Here is a 21,937-nt window from a genome sequence, read left to right as displayed (position 1 = left end):
GCGTGTCGCAGCCCTCCTTCAGTACGCCGTTGATCGGCCGGAGCCCCGAACTCGCCCGGCTCTCCGGGGTCCTGGAACGCGCCCGCGCCGGGGACGCCCGCGCGGTGCTGGTCGCCGGTGACGCCGGGGTCGGCAAGAGCCGGGTGCTGGGCGAGGCCGCGGGGCTGGCCGCCGGGGCGGGGATGACGGTGCTCACCGGGCACTGCGTCGACCTCAGTGACGTCGGGCTGCCGTATCTGCCGTTCACGGAGGTGGTGGGCACGCTCGCCGCCGACGAGCGGTTCACGGACCTGCTCGCCGCCCATCCCGTGGTGGGCCGGCTGGTCGGCGGCGACTCCGACGCCGTACGGGACCGGCTGCGGCTGTTCGAGGGCTTCGCGGGACTTCTCACCGACCTGGCGGACCGGGCGCCGGTGCTGCTGGTCGTGGAGGACCTGCACTGGGCGGACCAGTCGTCGAGGGACCTGCTGCGGTTCCTGCTGAGCCGGGGCACGCTCCAGCGGGCCGCGGGCGGCGCGCCCGGGCACCGGCTCGCCGTGCTGGCGTCGTACCGGGCCGACGACCTGCACCGCCGTCATCCGCTGCGCCCGCTGCTGGCCGAACTCGTACGGCTGCCGGTCGTGGAGCGGCTCGAACTGCGGCCGCTGGCCGACGCCGAGGTGACCGAGCTGGTCCGTCATGTGCAGGACCGGCCGCTGCCGGACAGCACCGTGCGGCGGATCGTGGAGCGGGCCGAGGGCAACGCCTTCTACGCGGAGGAGCTGGTCGCCGCCACCGACACCGGGGGCGACGGGGTGCCGAGCGGGCTGGCCGACGTGCTGCTGATCCGGTTCGAGCAGCTGTCCGACACCGCGCAGCAGGTGCTGCGCACGGCGGCCGTCGCCGGGCGCCGCGTCGGGCACGATCTGCTGCGCGGGGCCGTGGGGCTGCCCGAGGACGAGCTGGAGGCGGCGCTCCGCGAGGCCGTCGGACGCCAGCTGCTGCTGCCCGGCGACGGCGACACGTACGCGTTCCGGCACGCGCTCGCCCGCGAGGCGGTGTACGCGGATCTGCTCCCCGGCGAACGGGCCCGGCTGCACGGCGCGTTCGCCCGGCTCCTCGCGGCGCGTGGCCGTTCCCCGGAGACGGCCGCCGAGCGCGCCCACCACTCCCGGGAGAGCCACGACCTGGCCGAGGCGCTGGCCGCCTCACTGGAGGCCGCCGAGCACGCGCACCAGGTGGGGGCGCCCGCCGAGGAGCTGCGGCATCTGGAGACCGCTCTGGATCTGTGGGCGTCGGTGGAGCCGTCGGCGCGGCCCTCGGGCGAGGGCGTGGACCGGGTGACGCTGACGCTGCGCGCGTCGGCGGCGGCCGCGCACGCCGGGGCGGCGCACCGGGCCGTCGCGCTGACCCGCTCGGCGCTCGCGGGCGTGCGGGACTCCGACCACGAACTCGCCGCCCGGGTCCGGTACACGCTCGCCGGCAACCTGCTCGGCGTCGACAGTCTGACGGCGGCCTTCTCCTACAGCAGCGAGGCGCTGGCCCTGATCCCGGCCGACCCGCCGTCGCGGACGTGGGTGTGGGCGGCGGCCACCCATGTCCTGGCGGCCCGTCAGGTCGGGGAGAACGAGACGGCGTTGCGCGTGGCGCACGAGGCCCTGGCCGTGGCCGAGCGGCTCCAGGTGCCGGACGCCCGCGCGGACCTGCTGATCTCGCTGGCCGTGCTGGAGAGCGGCGGGCGCGGCACGCCCGAGGGGCGCGCCCGGTTGCGGGAGGCCCGCGAGGTGGCGCGGGGCGTGGGGAACGCGCCGGTGGAACTGCGGGCGCTGTTCAACCTGGCCATCGGCTGCTTCGAGTCCGGTGAGCTGGAGGAAAGCGTGTCCTGGCTGCGGGAGGGCCTGGAGCGGGCCCGGCGCGCCGGGTTGTCGTCGTCGCCGTACCCGCTGGAGATGCGGTATCTGCATCTGCTGGTGCTGTACACGCTGGGCCGCTGGGACGAGTGCGTGGCGTGCGCGGCCGAGGACGCCACCGTGTTGCCGGCGGCGGGCGCGTTCGCCGCGGGCCCGGCCCTGTACGTCGGTCTCGCGCGCGGCGACGCGGACATCGTGGCGCGGACCCGTCCGCTCGCGGAGGGGCCGTTCGACTGGATGGGCCGGCTGGTGGCGAGCATCGTGCTCACCGACGAGGCGGCGCTGCGCGGCGACCCGGAGGCGGCGGTGGAGGGGATGCGCTCGGGGGTGGCCGCGCTGACCGACGACGCGGGGACCCTGCCCGACGCCACGGTCCGGCTGGCCGCGCTCGCCCTCGCGGCCGTCGCCGACCGGGCCGCCGCGCTGCGCGCGGCCGGTGACGCGGAGGAGCTGCGCCGCTGGACGGACACGGCGGCCGAACTCGTGGAGCTGGCGCGGACGACGGCCGGGCGCGGCGCCGACGGCACCTCGCAGGGCCCGGAGGGCAGGGCGTGGCTGGCCCGCGCGGAGGCGGAGTGGACGCGGGCGGTGTCCGGGCCCGACGCGGGGGCGTGGGCGGCGGCGGTCGAGGCCTTCGCGTCCGGCGACGGGTACGAGCGGGCGCGGTGCCGGCTGCGGTACGCGGAGGCACTGCTGGTGGCGGACGAGCGGGAGGCCGCCGCCGCCGAGGCCGCGGCGGCCCGCCGGACGGCGGCGCGGCTCGGGGCGGCCCCGCTGCTGGAGCGGGTGGACGCCCTGATCCGCCGGGGCCGTCTCGCCGAGCAGCGCGCGCCGGGCTCGTCGCCGCTGACGGCCCGGGAGCAGGACGTGCTACGGCTCCTCGCCGCCGGCCGGAGCAACCGGCAGATCGGCGAGGAGCTGTACATCACCGGCAAGACGGCGAGCGTCCACGTCTCCAACATCCTCGGCAAGCTGGGCGCGGCGAGCCGTACGGAGGCGGTGGCGATCGCCTACCGGGAAGGGCTGATCGGCCGTGAGGAGGCCGTTGGCTGACCGTGGGCCGGCCGTGGGCCGGCCTTCCCGGTCAGGGCGCGCGGTCGCAGTCGAGCGCCGTCGGGTCGACGGCGTCGGCCATGGCCTGCATGCCCTTGTCGTTGGGGTGGAGGTGGTCGCCGCCGTCGAGGGCGGGCAGCATCCGCGCGGGGTCGTAGGGACTGCGCAGGACGCGGTCGAAGTCGGTGACGGCGTCGAACTCCCCGCCGTCGCGCACGAACGCGTTGACCTCCTGGCGGACGGCCTCGGCGGCCGGATCCCATTCGCCCCAGCCCTTGAAGGGGCCGACGGTCGCGCCGACGACGCACTTCCCGGCCGCGTGCGCCCGGGCGACGATCATGCGGTAGCCCTCGATCATGTCCTCGGCGGTGACGCCCGTGTGGGCCTTGATGTCGTTGACGCCCTCGAAGAGGAACACGGTCCGCACGCCCGGCAGGGACAGGACGTCCCGGTCCAGGCGGTTCAGCGCGCTCTGCCCGGCGCCGTCGGCGAGGACCTTGTTGCCGGAGATGCCCTCGTCGGCGACGCCCTGGACGGGCGTGTCCGTGCGGTGCAGCCGGCGGGCCAGGTAGTCGGGCCAGCGGCGGTTCAGGTCGGAGCTGGACTGCCAGCCGTCGGTGATGGAGTCGCCGAGCGCCGCGACCGCGCCGGTGCCGGACCGGGGGCGTACGGAGACGGCGTCGAGGTAGAGCCAGGAGCCGGTGGACGTCGTCCATGCGGCGCCCTTCTCCTCGGCGGTGTGGTCGCCGTCGGCGGCGTACGAGGTCTGCATCGCCATGCCGTGGCCGGTGGCGGGTCCTGCGGCGTCCGGGCTGTGCAGGCTGACGACCAGATCGGTGGCGGCGGGCAGCGAGCCGGGCAGCGGGTCGCTCCACACGGTGGCGCCGGCGGGCACGGCGACGGACGGTTCACCGCCGAACGTGAGCCGCCGGTTGCTGCCCCGGCGCAGTTCGGCGCCCTGCTCCCGGATGCCCGCCCAGACGCTGTCGAAGGTGATCGGCCGGTCCCCGAAGGCGTTGGACAGGCGGACGCGGACGCCGGTGCCGCCGACGCTGGTGTGCACGACGAGCCGGTGGCCGCGGCCCGCCACCCCGGTGCCGAGGGCGTCGGCGCTCGCCGCCCAGGTGACGACGTCGTGCGGGGCGGTGCTCGCTCCGGCGGGCGGGGCCGCGCAGACGAGCACCGTCAGCAGGGCGGCGGCCGCCGCCGGAACCGCGGCCCTCACCGGCCGAAGCCCTTCAGCGTGACGGACGCGCCGGGCCGCAGGGTGATCTGCCGGGTCGTGGAGCCGTGGGCGACGGTGGTGGTGCGCCCGCCGACACTGCGGACGGTGACGTGGGTCGGTCGCCCGTCCCGCCAGCGCAGGTCGACCTCGAAGCCGCCGCGCGCGGGGACGCCCTCGAGGTGGCCGGCGGCGGCCCAGGCGTCCGGGAGCGCGGGCAGGAGTTCGATGTGCCCGGGCCGGGAGTACAGCAGCATCTCCACCATCGCGGCGGGCGTGCCGAAGTTGGCGTCGATCTGGAAGATGCCCCGGCCGCGTTCCGCCTCGTAGATGTCGAAGAGGTTGGACGCGGTGCCGTTGCGGCCGTCCGTCGAGGGGCGCAGGTTGTTCGCGATCAGCCGGTAGGCGTTCTCGGCGTTCTTCAGGCGCGCCCAGCAGGCGCCGCGCCAGGCGTTGGCCCAGCCGAAGTTCTCCATGCCGCGCGCGGTGAGCAGGGCGGTGGCGCCGGCGACCACGTCCTTCGGGGTGGAGCCGTCGGGGCGGATGCGGTCACCGGGGAACAGGTTGATCAGCGGGGAGAGATGGCGGTGCTCGGTCTCACCGAGGTTGTCGGGGGACATCCACTCCTGGAGCCATCCGGTGGTGGGGCTGACCTCCGGCAGGTACAGCTTGCGGCGCAGGGCGGCGACGGTGTCCGCGTACCGGGTGTCCCGGCCGAGCGCGGCGGCCGCCGTGCAGTAGTGGCCGAACAGCGTCCACACGACCTCCTGGGCGTAGGTGATGCCCCGGGCGTCCTGCGGGCCGTGCTCCGGGGACCAGTCGTGGTCGTCGACCAGCACCTCCTTCGAGGTGCCCGGGAGGGTCACGGGGAGCAGCCGGGCCTCCCAGAACTCACAGGCGCCCTTGAGCAGCGGGTAGATCTTCTTCAGGTACTCCCGGGAGCCGGTGTACTCGTAGTGCTCCCACAGGGTGGTGCACAGCCAGGCGTTGCCGGCCGGGTGCCACCACCAGCCGCTGCCGCCGTAGGGGTTGGTGGAGAAGGCGACGGCCCAGCCGGCGGTCCTCCCGCTGGTGTTGCGGAAGCGGTTGCGCGGGTCGCCGAACCGCCGCCGGGTGACGTCGGTCCAGGCGGGCAGCTGGGCGAGGCAGTAGTCGGCGAGGGCGTCGAAGCAGGCCGACAGGCCGGTACGGTCGGCCATCCAGTAGTTCATCTGGATGTTGATGTCGGTGTGGTAGTCGCCCATCCAGTCCGGGTCGTTGCCGTCCAGCCACAGCCCCTGCAGGCCGAGGGGCAGGCTGTCGCGCGAGCCGCTGATCATGAGGTAGCGGCCGAACTGGAGGTAGGCGGCCTCCAGTTCGGGGTCGGGTTCGTCGTCGCGGGCGCGGGCGTGCAGCCGCTCCCACGTGTCGAGGGCGCGCTGCCCTGCCGTGGAGGTGCCGAGGGAGAGGCCGAACCGGCCGTACAGGGCGCGGTAGTCGGCGACGTGGGTGCGGCGCAGGGCGTCGGCCGGTACGGCCGCGGCGGCACGGGCCTTGGTGCGGGCGAGACGCTCGGGGTCGAGGGAGGCGTCGCGGAAGCCGGCCCCGGCGTCGGGGGCGTAGTTCGTGCCCGCGCAGACGACGACGGTGAGCTCCTGGCAGCCGGCGAAGTCGATACGGGTGCCCTGGACGGTGACCTTGCCGCCGGTGGCGCGGGCCTGGACGGCGGCGCCGTAGCGCAGCCCGTTGGGCAGGGCGGCCCCGAACGACTCGGCGGAGTCCGGCTTCTCGCCGTGGGTGCCGGTGAGGGTGATGCTGCCGGTGTGGCGGCCGCCCCCGCTCTGCGTGAAGTGCAGGACGATCACGTCGTCGGGGTGGCTGGCGTACATCTCGCGCCGGTAGGTGACGCCGGAGCGGACGTAGGAGCAGCCGGCCACGCCCTGCGCGAGGTCGAGGGTGCGGCGGTAGTCGTGGACGGAGCCGAGGTCGTGGTCGGGGAGGTCGACGGTGAGCCGGGCGAGCAGGGTGAAGGAGCCGAAGTCGGCGCGTCCGTAGGGGAACTGCCCGTCCTGGTCGAGGGTGTCGTTGAGGCCGCCGGTCCACATCGTGGCGTCGGTGATCAGCAGCAGTTCGTGGCCGGGGTCGTTGCTCGCGAGGGCGCCGATCCGGCCGTTGCCGACGGGCAGCCCCTGTTCGATCAGGGAGCCCTCGTCGCCGGGGGCCCGCCACCACAGCTGTTCGCGGGCCGCGCCGGCGGGGAGGGGACTCTCGGTGGTGCGGTCGGGCCGGTCCGCGGGGGCGGCGGAGGCGGTGAAGGCGGGCAGGGCGCCGAGGGCGGCGGTGAGGCCCGCGGTGGTGGCCAGGGAGAGGACGCCGCGCCTGCTCGGGTCGTGCGGGCTGGGGTTCATGGGGGCTCCGGGGTACGTCCGGGCCGGGGCCCGGCGCACGGCCGGGCCCCGGCGGGGGGTCAGAGGGAGGTCGGTACGTCGATCCGGTCGATGTCCGGCGCGTAGCCGGTCCCGCTGTCGAACGTGATCGTGTTGGTGCCGGCCTTCAGCTTCACCGGCACGTACACGCTGCCGACGGTCCCCCAGTCGCCGGTGGAGGCGAACCGGTGGGAGGTGCCGCCGCCCCCGTTCGCGGAGACGAGGACGGACCTCGGGTCGCCGCTGACGTAGGCGACCTCGACCTGGTAGGTGCCGCTGCTGGGGACGACCACGTCCTCGACGGTGACCTTGCCGCCGGAGTAGAGGTTGCCGACCTTGTGGCCGTCGGAGCAGGCGGAGCAGCCGGCCACGACGGCGTTGCCGGCGAGGGTGCCCGCCTCGGCCTCGTGGGCGGTCCAGGCGAGCCGGGTGCCGCGCGGGGTGACGGTGAACAGGCGGGAGCCGTGCGCGGGCAGCGCCTCGGTGATCCCGCCGGTGCGGTTCCCGAGGTTCTCCTTGTTCCACACGTCGCGCACCGAGGCGCGGCCCTTGAAGCCGAGGGCGGCCCAGTCGGCGGTGACGGCGGCGGGCGCGTCGGCGAGGTTGAACAGGGCGACGGTGTAGGTGCCGTCGGGGTTCTTCGCCGCCCACACCTGCTGCGCGTCGGAGGCGGTGACGGGCTCGGCGGGCGGGGCGTCGCTCTGGTTGATGGCGATGACCTCGCGGTCGGTGAGCAGCTTCAGCCCGTAGGAGTCGAGCCGGGTCAGGTCGTCGCCGGTGAACAGGGGGGACTTGGCGATGGCCCACAGCGTGGCGTAGCTCTGGCGCTCGGCCTTGGTGAGGCCGTCCATCTCGCCGTTGCCGACGTTGAGGGAGTCGAGGTCGTTCCAGCCGCCGGGTCCGGCGTGGGCGGTCCAGGCGGGGGCGTCGTCCCAGCGGTCGTCGACCGAGTTCTCCCAGGAGACCAGGGTGTTGCAGTAGCACTCGACGTCCGTGTCGATGCGCCAGCCGTTGGAGTACTTCTTCCAGTCGGCTATGTGCCCGTAGTCCAGGGACCAGGACAGCTCCAGGTGGATGGGGCGGCCGGTCGCCTCGATGGCCTGGTGCCAGGCGGCGACGTCGGGGACGTTGTCGTAGTTGTCTCCGCTCTTGAAGGAGCCGGGGCCGACGCCGTCGAGCTTGAGGAAGTCGTAGCCCCAGTCGGCGAACATCCGCGCCTGGGAGTCGATGTACTTCTGCGCGCAGGGGTCCGAGAAGTCGATCTTGTAGGCGCTGTCCCAGCCGTTGGTGGTGCGCAGGTCGTCGTACACGATGTCCGCGGTCGTACAGCCCCCGGCGTTCCAGATCGGGTTCTTCCCGTCGCCGTAGGCGCCCTTCTCCAGGCCGACCGGGAGGTAGATGCCGGCCTTGAGGCCCTTGGCGTGGATGTGGTCGGCGACGGCCTTCATGCCGCTCGGGAAGCGGACCGGGTCGGCCTTCTGCCGGCCGTACTCGTCGAAGTGCGACGTCCAGGACCAGTCCATCCACCAGCCGGCGTCGATGTTGACGTACTCGTAGCCGTACTTCTTCAGCTTGGCGGCCATGGCGTCGGTCTGCTTGAGGACGTTCGCCTCGGAGAGGTAGCTGTAGTCGCCCTTGGGGTTGAGGCCCGGGTACTTCGACGACTGCATGGTCCAACTGGTCCAGCCCATGTAGGGCTTGGCGGCGACGGCGGGCGCGGCCGGGGCGGCGGGGGCGGCCGGGGGTGCGGCGGCCGTCTCGGCGCGGGCGGCGGGGACGGCGGCGGTGACACCCGCGGTGAGCGCCAGCACCACGAGGGCTCTCAGGGCACGTGCGGGCAGGGCGGAGTACGAGGATGACCGCATGGGTCGTACCTCCAGGGGGTCGGTTCAGCGGCTCGGGGACTGGTCGTCGGCTCGGATGAAGGACTGGATGGCGGTGGCGGCGGCCCCGCGTGCCCACTCCTCGAAGGGCAGCGGGCGGGTCCTGACGTCGCACCGGGCGGCGGAGCCGAACGCGGCCGCGGCGAAGGCGTCGCGGATCTGTTCGGCGAACAGGTCGTAGGCGGCGAGGCCCTCGCCGGAGATGATCACGCGTTCGGGGCCGAGCAGGTTGGCGACGGTGGCGATGCCGCGGCCGATGGCCTCGCCGGCCCGGGCGTAGGCGTCGCGTGCCGCCGGATCGCCGGCGTGGGCCAGGGCGACGGCCCCGGCGACATCGGCGACCTCGGTGCCGGCGGTCTCGCGGATACGGCGCAGGATGGCGGCGTCGCCCGCGATGGCCTCCACGCAGCCGCGGTTGCCGCAGTGGCAGGGCGGGCCGGCCGGGTCGACGGTCACATGGCCGATCTCCCCGGCGACCCCGTGCGCTCCGGCGACGACCCGGCCGTGCACGACGAGGCCGCAGCCGATGCCGGCGCCGACGGTGACCACGGCGAAGTCGGACAGCCCGACGCCGGCGCCGAACCACTGCTCGGCGACGGTCAGCGCCCGGACATCGTTGTCCACGGTGACGGGCAGCCCGGTGGCGGCGTTCGCGAGGGCGGCGAGGGGCACGTCCCGCCACTCCAGGAACGGCGAGTAGCGGACGACGCCCGCGGCGCGGTCCACGTCACCGGAGACGGCGACACCGAGGCCGAGGACGGGGGTGCCCGACGCCCCGGCCTCGGCGCACAGGCCGGCCACCAGGTCGGCGATCCGGGCCAGGACGTCCTCGGGTTCGTGTCCCGGCAGCGGGGCGTGGCGGGCGGCGCGGATGCGGCAGCACAGGTCGGTGAGGACGGCGATGATCTCGTCGCCGGTCACCTTGACACCGATGAACAGGGCCCGGGCGCCGTCCACCCGCACCGGGTTGGCGGGCCGGCCGAGCGCGGGACGGGCCGTCTCCTCCGTGTCCTCGACCAGGTAGCCGGCCTCGATGAGCGGCCGTACCGCCTTGGTGACGGCGGCCGGGGACAGTCCGGCCCGCCGGGCCGCCTCCAGGCGGGTGATGGGCCCGTGGCAGAGGACCGTGGTGAAGATCTGCGAGGCGGCCGGCGTGTGCGCCGGGAACGTCTCGGCGCCGCGGATCGAGGACATGCGGGGAACCTAGAGCCCTTATTTTCCGCCGTCAATAAAAGTCACAGGATTGGTCGGCGGCGGCCGGAGCCGGCCGGGGACTCCCTCCCGGTGACGGAACATCTGTCCAACTGTGCGTCGTACGCCGGGATCTGACGGCATACGGGAAAGTTGTGCCGCACGTACAGGATGATCGACGTCCGCCGCCCCAGGGGCGGCGACGGGAGGAGCACCGGATGGTCTCAGCGACGGTGGCGAGGGCGACGGCGGCAGCGGCGGCCCTCGCGACGCTCATGGCCGTACCCGCCCACGCGGCGGTGCCCGGCGCACGGGCGGACACCCTGCCCGCGCCGGACAGTGCGGGCGTGTGGAACGTGCTGCGCACGGCGCAGCGACAGGGGGCACCCGGGGCGATCGCCCGGCTCGACGACGGGAGCACGGCCCGCTGGGCGGCCGTCGGCGTGGCCGACCGCGGCAGCGGGCGGGCCATCGGCAACGCCGACCGGTTCCGCATCGGCAGTGTCACCAAGACCTTCTCGGCGGTCGTGCTGCTCCAGCTGGTCGACGAGGGGAAGCTGTCGCTCGACGCGCCGGTCGACCGCTACCTGCCGGGGCTGCTGCCCGACGACCGCATCACGGTGCGGCATGTGCTCGGCCACCGCAGCGGACTGTACGACTACACCAACGACATGTTCGCGAAGACGGTGCCCGGCTTCGAGGCGGTCCGCACCAAGGTCTTCACCTACCGCCAGCTGGTGAAGCGCTCGCTGGGCAGGCCTCGCACGACCGCGCCGGGCGGCGCGTACTCCTACTCGAACACCAACTTCGTGGTCGCGGGGCTGCTCATCGAGAAGCTGACGGGGCACTCGGTGCGCACCGAGTACCAGAACCGGATCATCCGGCCACTGGGACTGAAGGACACCCTCTACGTGCATCCCGGCACGAAGATCCCCGGCCGGCACACCCGTGGCTACCTCACGCCGGACGCGGCGGGGGCGGCGCTCGTGGACGCCACCGAGCAGACGGTCTCCTGGGCGCAGAGCGCGGGCGCGGTCATCTCCACCACCAAGGACCTGCACACCTTCCTGTCGGCGCTGCTGGGCGGCCGGCTGATGTCCGGGGCCGCGCTGGCCGAGATGCGGCGCTGGGTGCCGGCGGGCACCGGGCAGGCGTACGGCCTGGGGCTGCGGCGCCGCGATCTGTCGTGCGGCGTGTCGGTCTACGGGCACACGGGCGCCGTCCAGGGCTACTACACCGTCGCGTTCGCCTCGAAGGACGGCAGGCGCAGCCTCACCGCACTCGCCAACACCTCCAACAACGGCACGGTCCTCACCACCATGCTGGGCGCGCTGGAGTCGGCGTTCTGCGGCAAGAAGACCAAGGCCCGACAGCGCGCGCACCATGTGGAGCGGTACGAGGACGTCGCACCCTCTGTGCCCGTGAACCGCCCGGCGGGGCAGGCCCGGTGAGGCGGACCCGGTGAGGCGGGCCCGCCGCGGAACCGGCCACGTACCGGGGTGACTTGCGCCTCACGAGCAACCCCGTCCGACCTCTCGACGTCTTGATCGACGACAAGTGAAGCCCTGGCCTCCCCTTCCGGCCAGGGCTGATTCTTCCCGCTCTATACACACCATGTATACATGTCACGTATACGCTCCGCGTATACACAGAGCGTATACATGGCGGGTATGCCGATCGAAAGGCATCGATGTACGGCAAGGCATTCGCCCCGGAGTACCAGGGCGCTCTGACCACCCTGTCCGTGAACGCGTCCCTCACGGACGTACTGGCCGCCGGCACCGAGCAGTTGAGAGCCGCCGAACGGGCCGGCGAGCACGGCGAGGCGGCCCGTTCGGGCCTCGCGGTCGCCGAGGCGCACCGCAGGCTCGGACAGGTCGCGGACGCCGAGCGGGCCTGGAAGGCCAGCTACCGCTCCGCGCGCTCGGCCGGTGACGGGGCGGCGATGGCCTGGGCCCTGTGGAGCGGCGGCACCCTGGCCCGCCAGCGTGGCGCCTTCCGGCTGGCGTTCCGGCTGCTCCGGCTGGCGGCGGACCTCGGCGAGCGCACCGGCGACGTCGTCGTCCGGGGCTATTCACTGGCCGGGCTCGCCGAGACGGGGCGCATCCAGGGCGACTACGACGCCGTCCACCGCCTGCACGAGCAACTGCTGGCCGAGGCCCGGCGGCGCGGGGAGGCCCGGCACACGGTGTGGGCGCTGGAGGGCATCGCGCAGATCCACCGCAACACCGGGTCCTACGACACGGCGTACGCCCTGTTCGAGGAGGCCGCCGACATCGCCGCGCGGGCCGAGGACCGCCGCGGGCACGCCTGGGCGCTGCGCGGCCTCGCCGACGTCGTCTCCGTGCGCGACGGCGACACGGAACGCGCCCTGGCACTGCTGTCCGAGGCCGAGGCGACCTGCCGGGAGATGCGGCTGACCAGCGCGCTGGCCTACAACCACAAGATGCGCGGCAATGTCCTGTACCGCGCGGGCCGGTACGCGGAGGCCCTGGACCGGTACGAGGAGGCTCTGGCGGAGTTCCGCGCGATGGGCGAGCCGAGAGGAGAGGCGCTGTCGCGGCTGGGACGCGCCAAGGCGCTGGCCCGGCTGGGACGCGACCGCGCCGGGACGGCGGCCGAACTCGCCGACCTGGCCGACGTCATGGACCGGATAGGGCTGCGGCACGCCCGCGCGATGGTGGCCGAGGCCCAGCGGGAGTTCTGCCCCGGCGAGACCACCGCGGTGGACCCGGAGACGGCGGGCGCGGAGACGGTGGGCGCGGAGACGGTGGGCGCGGAGACAGTGGGCGCGGGAACGGCGGGCGCGGGAACGGCGGGCGTCCGGTGAGCGCCCTTCCCGCCCCCGTCCGGACGCCCGGGGACACCCGCCCCGCCGCCGGTGTCCAGCACACCCTCGCCCGGTGCCGGGCCCTGGTGACGCCCGCTCTCCGCGAGACCGTGGCGCGCACGCACCCGTGGATCGGCGAGATGGCCGCGTACTCCTTCGGCTGGTGCGAGGTGGGCGGCGCGCCGTCCGGCTCCTCCGGCGGGAAGGGCGTACGGCAGGCCCTCGCCGTGCTCGGCGCGGAGGCCTCCGGCGCGCACGGCGGTGCGGCGGTACCGGGTGCCGTCGCGGTGGAACTGGTGCACGCCTTCTCGCTGCTGCACGACGACATCATGGACGGTGACGAGGCGCGCCGCCGCCGGCCCACCGTGTGGAAGGCGTACGGCACCGGGCCGGCCGTGCTGGCCGGGGACGCGCTGTTCGGGCTGGCCGTAGAGGCGCTCGCCGGCTCCGGGGCACCGGCCGTGCGGCTGCTGTCGCGGGCGCTCGGGGACCTGGTGCGCGGGCAGGCGGACGACCTGCTGTTCACGTCGCGCCCCTGGACCGGCCCGGACCGGGTGCGCCCGCGCGAGTACCGGGCGATGGCCGAGCACAAGACCGGTGCGCTGCTGGGCTGCGCGGCCGCGCTGGGCGCCGTCCTCGGCGGGGCGCCGCCCGCGACCGTGGCCGCCCTCGACCGGGCCGGGCGGCACCTGGGCATCGCGTTCCAGGCCGTGGACGACGTCCTCGGCATCTGGGGCGACCCGGCCGTCACCGGCAAGCCCGTGCACGGCGACCTGCGCGAGCGCAAGAAGACGTTCCCGGTGCTGGCGGCACTGGACTCCCCCGCCGCCGGGGAGCTGTCCGCGCTGCTGGAGTCGGCCGCCGACCCGGCGGAGATCGCGGACCTCGTCGACCGGGCCGGCGGGCGTACGGCCGCGCTCGCGGAGGCACGGCACCAGGTGACGGCCGCCCGTGCCGCCCTGGACGGCGCGCCCCTGGCCGCCGGCCCCGCCGCCGAACTGCGGTCGCTGCTGGACTTCGTGGTACGGCGGGAGGTGTGAGCACGGTGCCGCCGGTCCCGGCTTGACCGGCGGCATTCCGCGAGCGAGGGTGCAGACGGCGCGGGAGACGCCCCGCGCCGGAAAGGGTGAATGTCTTGATCGGGATCTCCGAGGTCGAAGCCGCCGCCGGACTCGTCGCCGGGCATGTCGTCCGTACGCCGACCGTGTCCAGTCCCGGCCTCTCCGACCTGCTCGGCGTGCCGGTGACGGCGAAGCTCGAACTCCTCCAGCGCACCGGCTCGTTCAAGGCGCGCGGCGCCACGGCGAAGCTGCTGTCGCTCGACGAGGCGCAGCGCGCGGCCGGGGTGGTGGCCGTCAGCGGCGGCAACCACGGGATCGCCCTCGCGATGACGGCGGCCGTCCTCGACGTGAAGGCGACCGTGGTCATGCCGCGTACGGCGCCCGCGCGAGCCGTCGAGATCGCCCGGGACGCCGGGGCGTCGGTGCGGCTGACGGACGACATGGACGGCGCGTTCGCGCTCGTCACCCGGCTGCGGGACGAGGGCCTGACCCTTGTGCACCCGTTCGACGACCCGCTGGTGGTCGCCGGTCAGGGCACGGTCGGGCTGGAACTCGCCGACGACGCCGACGCGTTGACGGACGTGGTGGTGAGCGTCGGGGGCGGCGGGCTGATCGCCGGGGTCGCGGTGGCGCTGCGGGCCCGGCGCCCCGGCGTGCGGATCTGGGGTGTGGAGACGGAGGGCGCCGAGGCGATGTCGGCGGCGCTGGCGGCGGGCGGGCCGGTGCCGGTGAAGCTGTCGTCGATCGTGTCCACGCTGAGCGCGCCGAGCGTCTCGCGGCTGACGTACGACCATGTGTCCGCGCTCGTGGACGACGTGCTGGTGGTGCCGGACCGGGACGCGGTGCGCGGGGTGCTCGAGCTCGCCGAGCACGCCAAGGTGTGGACCGAGCCGGCGGCCGGTGCCCTGCTGCCGGCGGCGCGGCGCGTGCTGGAGCGGGTCGGGGACGGCGCCCGGCTCGGCCTGGTGGTGTGCGGGGGCAACGCGACGACCGCTGATGTCGGGCGCTGGGCGGCGGATTTCGGCCTTCACTGAGCATTCCCGGCGGAATTCCCCCGCCCTTTCCGGCTGCTTACTCCAGCGTCAGGAAGAAAGGAAAGAGGAAGCCCTTTCTCCCCGGCTTTCGTTGAACGGATCGGGTGACGGCTCCCGTACTTCCTGTGAGATATGGGAGTCAGGTGTTCAGCGAGGGATAGTCATGGTCAAGGCACACGTCCCCACCTCCGAGTTGGTCGCCGGACGGTACCGCCTCGTCGATGTCGTGCATCGGGAGACGAACCGGGTGAGCTATTCCGGCGAGGACCTGGAAACCGAACACGCGTGCCTTCTGACCCAGATAGGTCTGCCCCTCGACCAGGACCCGGACACCGCGCGGAGGGCCACCTCCCGCATTCTGCGGACGTCGGAACGCATGGAGCTGCTGCGGCCCGGCCGGGTGGCCGCCGTCCTGGACGCCGTCGAGGACGCGGGGAGCCTGTGGATCGTCACGGAGTGGATCGACGGCCTGCCGCTGGGTGAACTCCTCACCCGGCAGGGCACGTTCGACTACACCCGGACCGCCCGGATCGGTCTGGAGCTGCTGGACGTGCTGGAGGCCGCGCACGTCGCCGGCATCACGCACGGCGAGCTGAGCCCGGGTCAGGTCTTCGTGGGCGGGGAGGACGCCGTGGTCGTCACCGGCTTCGGCCTGGCCGGGGCCACCCTCTCGCCCCGCCTCGCGGCACCGTCCTACGCCTCGCCGGAGCAGGCCCGCGACGAGCGCGTCGGGCCGGCGTCCGACCTGTGGGCGCTCGGCGCGATCCTCTACTCGATGTCCGAGGGCCGCCCGCCGTACCGGGAGCGGGACCGGCCCGAGGCCACCCTGAAGGGCGTGGACCGGTTGCCGCTGCGCGCCCCCGTCCGGTCCGGCCCGCTCACCCAGGCCGTGCAGGGACTGCTGCGCAAGGACTCACGGGAGCGTCTGGGCAGGTCCGCCGTCCGTGACGCCCTCGTCCGCGTCCTGCGGGAGGAGCACGGCACGGACGGCGGGGAGACGCCGCGCCCCGGGCCGCTGGACCGCGTCGGCGCCGGTCCCGTGCGGGGCAGACGGGCCCTGCTGTTCGGCACGGCCCTGGCCGTCGTCGCCGTCGTCGCCGCCGCCGTCCTCGTCGCGACGGACGGCCAGGACTCCCGCCCCCCGGAGGCCACCGGGACCCGGACCCCGCCCGCCGGGACGGGCGGCGGTGCCTCCTCCCCCGCGCCCGGTTCCCCGCCGTCGGACGCCGGGACACCGGGCGACGCCCTCCCCGACGGCTACCGGACGTACACCTCGCCGGACGGCTTCTCCGTGGCCCTGCCGCGCGGCTGGAGGCCGGTGTCCACGACCCGGGCCGCCGATCTGGCGTACCGGGTGTTCCTGGGCGCCGAGGGCGACCCGCGCCGGCTCGCCGTCACCTACAGCGAGCGCCTGGACCCCGACCCGGTGGCCGTCTGGCGCGACGACGTGCAGCCCCAGCTGGCGCGGTCGGACGGCTTCCGCCGGATCGGGGAGATCGAGGCCACCACCTACCAGGGCTACGAGGCCGCGGACATGGAGTGGCTGTCGCGCAGCGGCGGCACGCAGGTGCACACCTTCGGCCGGGGCTTCCTCCTCGACGACCACCGCGGCTTCTCGCTGCGCTGGTCGACCCCGGCGCGCGACTGGGACGCCCCGGGCAACCGGGAGGCCCTGGACGTGTTCCTGCGGACCTTCCGGGTGCCCGGGGACTGAGTCAGGAGGCCGGGGCGCACATCCTGCGCAGACGCATGCCGTGCAGCGGCTCGGTGCGCCAGCGTGCCGCGAAGGTGCGCTCCTTGAGCGAGCAGGTCAGCTCCAGGTGGTGCGGGGTCTCCAGGAAGGCGACGTCCAGGGCCAGGGTGTCCGCGTCGGTCCAGCCGCCGCTCACCGCGGTGGGCACCGGCCCTTCGGTGACGGTCCACCCGGGGCCGCCGAGCCGTACGCGCAGCGGTTCGCCGTCCTCGGTGAAGGTCAGGTCCCAGCCGCCGTCCCGCTCGGTGAAGTCGACGGCGGTCACCTTGGGCAGGGCCGCGTGGACCTCGTCGTCGGGGGTGAAGGCGCCGTGCCAGGGCTCGGCCTCTCCGGCGGGTGCGGGTTCGCCGGCCGCGGGCGGCAGGGCGAGGCCGGCCAGGCGGTGGGCGAGGGCCGCGTCGGCCTCCTCGGCGCCCGCCCTCGCCGTGTCGCCGAAGGCGGGCAGCAGGTGCTCCCAGACGAGGTTCAGCAGGCCGGGCATGTCCCAGGTGTCGGCGGTGGTCACCACGACCGCGTCGTGCTCGGGCAGCACCACGCAGAACTGACCGAGGGCCCCGTCGCCGCGGTAGCCGTGCCGGGACATCCAGAACGAGAAGCCGTAGCCGCGCTGCCAGTCGTCGCCCGGCATCCCGCCGGACGACGGGATCTGCGCGCGCGTGGCCTCGGCGACCCACTCCTCGGGCAGCAGCCGCTCGCCCTCCCAGACGCCGCCGCGCAGATACAGCAGGCCGAGCCGGGCGACGGCGTCGGTGGTGGCGTGCAGTCCGCTGAAGCCGAGCTCGCGGCCGTCGCGGTGCCGCAGCCAGGCCACGTCGCCGATGCCGAGCGGGTCCAGCAGCCGGGGCCGGAGGTACTCGGTCAGCGACTGTCCGCTCACCCGCTGGACGAGGGCGGACAGCGTGAAGGTGGCGGGCTGGTTGTACGCGAACACGGTCCCCGGGTCGTGCGGCGGGGGGTCGAGCAGGAATCCGCGGACCAGGTCGTCGCGGTCGCGCTCCCGGGCCGCGAAGATCATGTCGCCGTCGTGGCCGGTGGCCATGGAGGCCAGGTGCCGCACCAGGAGGGCCCGGCTGCGGGGGTCCGTGATCTCGGCGTCGAGCTCGGGGAAGTACGGGATCACCGGGTCGTCGAGCCCTACCAGCCCCTCGCCGGCGGCGATCGCGGCCGCCGTGGCCGTGAAGCTCTTGCTGATCGAGTAGAGCAGGTGCCGGCGGTCGGCGGTGTACGGCGCCCACCATCCGGCGGCGACGACATGGTCGTGCCGCAGGATCATCAGGCTGTGCGGTTCGATGCCGGGGGCGGCGTCGACGGCGTCGAGGAAGGCGAGGACACCGGAGGCGTCGACGCCCTGGGCGGAGGGCGGGCTCGTGGGCAACGGGCGAACAGACATACGTGCATCCTGCACCGGCACTCCGGGCGGGAGCGAGGGGTTCGCGCCTCGCTTCCGTCACCCGTCGGGGCGGCACGCCGTTTTCGGTCACGGTCTCCGGGGACTCGGAGCCCATGGTGCAGATCGGATACACGATGATGACCGAGCAGGCCGGCCCCCGTGAGCTGGTCGACCACGTGGTCCGCGCCGAGGAGGCGGGCTTCGACTTCTCCGTCACCTCGGACCACTACTTCCCCTGGCTGCGCTCGCAAGGGCACTCGCCGTACGCGTGGAGCGTGCTGGGCGCCGCCGCCCAGGCCACCTCCCGGATCCCGCTGATGACGTTCGTGACCTGTCCGACGATCCGCTACCACCCGGCCGTCGTGGCGCAGAAGGCCGCGACCCTCGGGTTGCTGTCGGAGGGCCGGTTCCGGCTGGGCCTCGGCTCGGGCGAGAACCTGAACGAGCACGTCGTGGGCGGCGGCTGGCCGTCGGTGGACGTGCGGCACGAGATGCTCGAGGAGGCCGTGGAGATCATCCGGGCGCTCTTCGAGGGCGGGCACGTCAACCACCGGGGCACGCACTTCGACGTGGAGTCGGCCCGGCTGTGGGACCTGCCCGACCAGCCCGTGCCCATCGGCATCGCGGTCTCCGGGGAGCGTTCGTGCAGGCTCGCGGGCCGGCACGCCGACCTGATGATCGCCACGGAGCCCAAGCCGGACCTGACGGCGGCGTTCGACCGGCACGGCGGTTCCGGGAAGCCCCGCGTGGGGCAGCTCCCGGTCTGCTACGACCGCGACCGGGACGCCGCGGTCAAGCGCGCCCACGACCAGTTCCGCTGGTTCGGAAGCGGCTGGAAGGTCAACTCCGAGCTGCCGCACCCGGACTCGTTCGAGGGGGCCACCCAGTTCGTCACCCCGGAGGACGTGGCCGGGGCGATTCCGTGCGGTGACGACCCCGACGCCTTCGTCGAGGCGGTCCGCCCGTACGCCGAGGCAGGGTTCACCGAGATCGCCCTGATCCAGATCGGCGGCGACGCGCAGCTGCCCTATCTGGACTGGGCGCGCGAGACGCTGCTGCCCGCGCTGCGGGACGCCTTCGGCTGACCGGCAGCCGCAACCGTCCGCCGCCGCTCACTCGGTGTCGGTGTAGCGGCGGCGGGTCCACAGCGGCAGGACGAACCAGCACACGACGTACCAGACGACGATGCCGGTGACCAGCCAGGGGACGTAGTCGTCGTGCGTGGCGACCCGCAGGATCAGCAGCAGCGAGGACGCCATGGTGACGAGGAGCAGCACCAGGCCGACCAGGGTGAGCCGGGAGGCCCACTCGACCGCCTGGGGTTTGATACGGCGGCCGGACACCAGACGGTGCAGCGACACCGGGCCGATCAGGGCGCCGGTGGCGGCGGCGCCCACGACCACGGTGAAGATGTAGATCGACTGGTCGGTGGACCGCAGGTCGTCGTACTTCGGCGTGAACACGACGGTCAGCAGGAAACCGAAGAGGATCTGCACGCCCATCTGGGCCACGCGCACCTCTTGGAGGAGCTCGACCCACATGCGGTCGGCCCGCTCGTCCTCGGTCTCGTTGCGTCCTCTGCCCCGCTTCGTGCCGTCCTCGGCGTCCGTCACCGCGTCCTCCCGCGTCCCGACGAAGCGCGTCCTGGAGAGACGCGCCCTCAGCAGTGCGGGTACCCGCTGGGCGGGGTCCTGTCCCCGTCACCCCGCCCGGCGGTTCACCAGCGGCCCTCGACCTGGTCCTTGATCCGGCGGTCGTAGAGGTCGCGGATCGCGGCGAGGGTGTCCTCGCCGAGGTCCGGGAGCGCGGCGGCGGCCGCGTTGGCGCGGGCCTGCTCGGGCGAGCGGGCGCCCGGGATGACGGTGGTCACGCCGGGCTGCTGGACGATCCAGCGCAGTGCCAGCTGGGCCGGGGTCCAGCCCTGCGGGGCGAGCGCGGAGAACTCGGCCGCGGCCTCCACCCCGGTGGCGTAGTCGACGCCCGAGAAGGTCTCGCCCTGGTCGAAGGCCTCGCCGTGCCGGTTGTAGGTGCGGTGGTCGTTCTCGGGGAAGACGGTGTCCTTGGTGTACCGGCCGGACAGCAGGCCGGACGCCAGGGGCACGCGGACGATGACGCCCACACCGGCCTCGCGGGCGGCCGGCAGCACCTCCAGGAGGGGCTTCATGCGGAAGGCGTTGAGGATGATCTGCACGCTGGCCACGTTCGGGCGGGCGATCGCCGTGAGGGCCTCGGCGCAGGTCTCGACGCTGACGCCGTAGTGGGCGATGCGCTCCTCGGCCACCAGGGTGTCCAGGGCGTCGAACACCTCGTCGGTGGAGTAGACGGGGGTGGGCGGGCAGTGCAGCTGGACCAGGTCGATGCGGTCCGTGCCGAGGTTGCGCCGCGACCGGTCGTTCCAGGCGCGGAAGTTGTCCAGGACGTAGTTCTCGGGGATCTGGTCGACGCGGCGCCCCATCTTGGTCGCGACGAGGACGTCCAGGCCGGGCCGGTCGCTCAGGAACCGGGCGATGGTCTGCTCGCTGCGTCCGTCGCCGTACACGTCGGCCGTGTCGAAGAAGGTCACCCCGGACTCGGCCGCCGCCTCCAGCACGGCCTCGGCCTGCCGGTCGTCGACGTCTCCCCAGTCCGCGCCCAGCTGCCAGGTCCCGAGGCCGATGACGGACGCCCGCAGGCCCGCCCTGTCGAATGCACGCTGTTCCATGGCGTCAGTGTGTCATTCAGGATTCAAGTACGCGGAACGGACCCCTCCGAGTACGGCCGGACGGCCCTGGCCTGGACGGTGCGCGCGACCCTCGGGCCGAGCCAGCGCTTGAGCCGCCGCAGCGTCTCCACCTGCCCGGCGGCCCGGTCGATCCGGTAGTACAGCTGGGGCGGGACGTGCGGCAGCAGCGGTGAGTGGCGCTGGCCCAGCAGGGCGAACATCTGCTGCGGGGGCAGCTGCATGTACCGGGGCAGGTTCTCGTACCACAGGGCGCTGTAGCGGGCGGCGCTCTGCACGGACAGCAGGGCCCGCCGGCGCTCGTCCTCGTAGCGGGCGAGGGCGCGCGGGAGGGAGGGCTCCTCGTGCAGGGCGGCGGCCAGCGTCATGGCGTCCTCCAGGGCGAGGGTGGTACCCGCGCCGACGGAGTAGTGGGTGGTGTGGGCGGCGTCGCCGATCAGGACGAGGTTGCCGCGGTGCCAGGTGCGGTTGGTGAGGGTGCGGAAGTGCAGCCACTGGGCACCGCCGCCGCCGGCGCCGGGCGGGCGGCTGTACAGCGGGTGCCCGTCGAGGACGTCGGCGAAGAGCTTCTCCAGGAGGGCCAGTCCGTCGGCCTCGTTCGCGCGGTGCAGGCCCAGGCCGGTGAAGGTCTCGGGGGCGCACTCGACGACGCAGGTGCTCGCGTCGGGGCCGAAGCCGTAGCCGTAGCACCAGATCCAGCCGTGGTCCGTCTCCACGAAGGCGAAGGTGAAGGCGTCGAAGACCTTGCTGGTGCCGAGCCAGACGTAGCGGTTGCGGCCCATGGTGATCTGTGTGCCGAAGTGGCCGGCGTGCCGGGCGCGCAGGGTGCTGCGCACGCCGTCGCCCGCCACGACCAGGTCGGCGGCGGGCATGGCGTCCGGGGTGATCTCGTGCTCGAAGTCCAGGTGGACGCCGAGCGAGCGGGCGCGGTCGGCCAGGATCTCGAGAAGCCGGTGCCGGCCGATGCCGTGGCCCTCGTCGCCGGGCTGGCGGGCCGTCAGGTCCCGTACGTGGGCGACGCCCTGGTTCCAGCGGACGGAGCTCGCCTCGATGGCGCCGGCGGTCACGGGGTCGTGCGCGTGGAGCCGGTCGAGCAGGGCGCGCCAGTAGGTGACGCCCCAGCCGTAGGTGGTGCCCTCCGGGTTGCGTTCGTGGACGGTGACGTCGTGGGACGGGTCCCGCAGCTTGAGCAGGATCGAGAGGTACAGCCCGGCGGGTCCGCCGCCGACGCACGCGACCTTCACACTCACCCCTATAAATGCATTAATCGGTCATTTCGGACCGCAGAGTAGCAGGCGGTGCGCCGGTTTCCACGCTGCCCGCGGATCGCGCCAGCTTCCTGACGTGAGGCAGCCCACCGATGCCGGTGCCGCGCGCGAAGGATCACCGCCAAGGCGCGCCCCCGGAGAAGGAATTGCCCCTTCCGCTCACGGGGAGTCACGCGGCGAGCAAGATCATCTTTGTTCAACTCTGCACGACATGTATGCACTTGTCCGGATCGGACCCA

The 21,937-nt window shown here is 73.9% G+C and carries 15 protein-coding genes; 7 read left to right on the top strand and 8 right to left on the bottom strand.

Annotated features, from left to right (window positions below):
* Positions 1-2 precede the first annotated feature (2 nt).
* A complete protein-coding gene (locus tag ADL34_RS19720; RefSeq protein ID WP_062670064.1) occupies positions 3-2,942 on the top strand; it encodes an ATP-binding protein in 2,940 nt (979 codons plus the stop codon).
* Positions 2,943-2,973: 31 nt separating this feature from the next.
* Here the strand turns inward: ADL34_RS19720 and ADL34_RS19715 are convergent, their stop codons facing one another.
* Genes ADL34_RS19715 through ADL34_RS19700 form a run of 4 tightly spaced genes read right to left on the bottom strand, consistent with a single transcriptional unit; the run spans position 2,974 to position 9,646 of the window.
* A complete protein-coding gene (locus tag ADL34_RS19715) occupies positions 2,974-4,167 on the bottom strand; it encodes an SGNH/GDSL hydrolase family protein (RefSeq protein WP_062670062.1) in 1,194 nt (397 codons plus the stop codon).
* The gene (locus tag ADL34_RS19710; RefSeq protein WP_062670060.1) at positions 4,164-6,551 is read right to left on the bottom strand and encodes a glycosyl hydrolase family 95 catalytic domain-containing protein; all 2,388 of its coding nucleotides are present in this window, start codon (positions 6,549-6,551) and stop codon (positions 4,164-4,166) included. Before ADL34_RS19710 ends, ADL34_RS19715 begins: the two co-directional genes overlap by 4 nt.
* Positions 6,552-6,610: 59 nt before the next feature.
* Entirely contained in the window at positions 6,611-8,434 is a 1,824-nt protein-coding gene (locus tag ADL34_RS19705; RefSeq protein ID WP_062670058.1) for an alpha-galactosidase D, read from the bottom strand.
* 24 nt (positions 8,435-8,458) lie between these two features.
* On the bottom strand, positions 8,459-9,646 hold the full coding sequence (locus ADL34_RS19700; protein ID WP_062670056.1) for an ROK family transcriptional regulator: 1,188 nt from the start codon (positions 9,644-9,646) through the stop codon (positions 8,459-8,461).
* 215 nt (positions 9,647-9,861) lie between these two features.
* Between ADL34_RS19700 and ADL34_RS19695 the strand changes: the two genes are divergently transcribed.
* The 5 genes from ADL34_RS19695 (at position 9,862) to ADL34_RS19675 (ending at position 16,282) form a co-directional block, all read left to right on the top strand.
* Positions 9,862-11,094 (top strand): serine hydrolase domain-containing protein, encoded by a 1,233-nt coding sequence (locus ADL34_RS19695; protein WP_062670054.1) that lies wholly within the window; start codon positions 9,862-9,864, stop codon positions 11,092-11,094.
* Positions 11,095-11,333: 239 nt separating this feature from the next.
* Positions 11,334-12,473: a tetratricopeptide repeat protein gene (locus tag ADL34_RS19690; protein WP_079034292.1), complete on the top strand. Its 1,140-nt coding sequence runs from the start codon at positions 11,334-11,336 to the stop codon at positions 12,471-12,473.
* Entirely contained in the window at positions 12,470-13,513 is a 1,044-nt protein-coding gene (locus tag ADL34_RS19685; protein ID WP_062670052.1) for a polyprenyl synthetase family protein, read from the top strand. Before ADL34_RS19690 ends, ADL34_RS19685 begins: the two co-directional genes overlap by 4 nt.
* A gap of 95 nt (positions 13,514-13,608) precedes the next feature.
* Positions 13,609-14,568, top strand: coding sequence for a pyridoxal-phosphate dependent enzyme (locus tag ADL34_RS19680; protein WP_062670050.1), 960 nt, complete (start codon positions 13,609-13,611; stop codon positions 14,566-14,568).
* A 163-nt stretch (positions 14,569-14,731) separates the two neighbouring features.
* On the top strand, positions 14,732-16,282 hold the full coding sequence (locus ADL34_RS19675) for a serine/threonine protein kinase (RefSeq protein WP_199835598.1): 1,551 nt from the start codon (positions 14,732-14,734) through the stop codon (positions 16,280-16,282).
* Position 16,283: 1 nt separating this feature from the next.
* On the opposite strand, the gene ADL34_RS19670 is transcribed toward ADL34_RS19675, so the two are convergent.
* Entirely contained in the window at positions 16,284-17,711 is a 1,428-nt protein-coding gene (locus ADL34_RS19670; protein WP_062670048.1) for a serine hydrolase domain-containing protein, read from the bottom strand.
* 113 nt (positions 17,712-17,824) lie between these two features.
* Here ADL34_RS19670 and ADL34_RS19665 point away from each other — a divergent pair, with 113 nt between their 5' ends.
* Positions 17,825-18,796, top strand: coding sequence for an LLM class F420-dependent oxidoreductase (locus ADL34_RS19665; RefSeq protein ID WP_062670046.1), 972 nt, complete (start codon positions 17,825-17,827; stop codon positions 18,794-18,796).
* Positions 18,797-18,823: 27 nt separating this feature from the next.
* On the opposite strand, the gene ADL34_RS19660 is transcribed toward ADL34_RS19665, so the two are convergent.
* The 3 genes from ADL34_RS19660 to ADL34_RS19650 all read right to left on the bottom strand — a co-directional run bounded on the left by ADL34_RS19660 (position 18,824) and on the right by ADL34_RS19650 (position 21,674).
* Positions 18,824-19,324 carry a DUF6328 family protein gene (locus ADL34_RS19660; protein WP_062670044.1) on the bottom strand — a complete coding sequence of 167 codons (501 nt, stop codon included), beginning with the start codon at positions 19,322-19,324 and terminating at the stop codon, positions 18,824-18,826.
* Between the two features lie 104 nt (positions 19,325-19,428).
* Positions 19,429-20,412 carry an aldo/keto reductase gene (locus ADL34_RS19655; protein ID WP_062670042.1) on the bottom strand — a complete coding sequence of 328 codons (984 nt, stop codon included), beginning with the start codon at positions 20,410-20,412 and terminating at the stop codon, positions 19,429-19,431.
* Between the two features lie 23 nt (positions 20,413-20,435).
* A complete protein-coding gene (locus ADL34_RS19650) occupies positions 20,436-21,674 on the bottom strand; it encodes an FAD-dependent monooxygenase (protein WP_199835600.1) in 1,239 nt (412 codons plus the stop codon).
* Positions 21,675-21,937: the final 263 nt, after the last annotated feature.

The sequence above is a fragment of the Streptomyces sp. NRRL WC-3605 genome, from assembly GCF_001509795.1.
GTDB lineage: Bacteria > Actinomycetota > Actinomycetes > Streptomycetales > Streptomycetaceae > Streptomyces > Streptomyces viridochromogenes.
This window is presented reverse-complemented; position numbering and strand designations above follow the sequence as displayed.

What these genes read in the sequence shown, in the direction of transcription:
- ADL34_RS19710 (WP_062670060.1), bottom strand. Translation starts at nt 6,551, where the DNA reads ATGAACCCCAGCCCGCACGACCCGAGCAGGCGCGGCGTCCTCTCCCTG.
- ADL34_RS19705 (WP_062670058.1), bottom strand. Translation starts at nt 8,434, where the DNA reads ATGCGGTCATCCTCGTACTCCGCCCTGCCCGCACGTGCCCTGAGAGCC.
- ADL34_RS19700 (WP_062670056.1), bottom strand. Translation starts at nt 9,646, where the DNA reads ATGTCCTCGATCCGCGGCGCCGAGACGTTCCCGGCGCACACGCCGGCC.
- ADL34_RS19695 (WP_062670054.1), top strand. Translation starts at nt 9,862, where the DNA reads ATGGTCTCAGCGACGGTGGCGAGGGCGACGGCGGCAGCGGCGGCCCTC.
- ADL34_RS19690 (WP_079034292.1), top strand. Translation starts at nt 11,334, where the DNA reads ATGTACGGCAAGGCATTCGCCCCGGAGTACCAGGGCGCTCTGACCACC.
- ADL34_RS19675 (WP_199835598.1), top strand. Translation starts at nt 14,732, where the DNA reads ATGGTCAAGGCACACGTCCCCACCTCCGAGTTGGTCGCCGGACGGTAC.
- ADL34_RS19670 (WP_062670048.1), bottom strand. Translation starts at nt 17,711, where the DNA reads ATGTCTGTTCGCCCGTTGCCCACGAGCCCGCCCTCCGCCCAGGGCGTC.
- ADL34_RS19665 (WP_062670046.1), top strand. Translation starts at nt 17,825, where the DNA reads ATGGTGCAGATCGGATACACGATGATGACCGAGCAGGCCGGCCCCCGT.
- ADL34_RS19655 (WP_062670042.1), bottom strand. Translation starts at nt 20,412, where the DNA reads ATGGAACAGCGTGCATTCGACAGGGCGGGCCTGCGGGCGTCCGTCATC.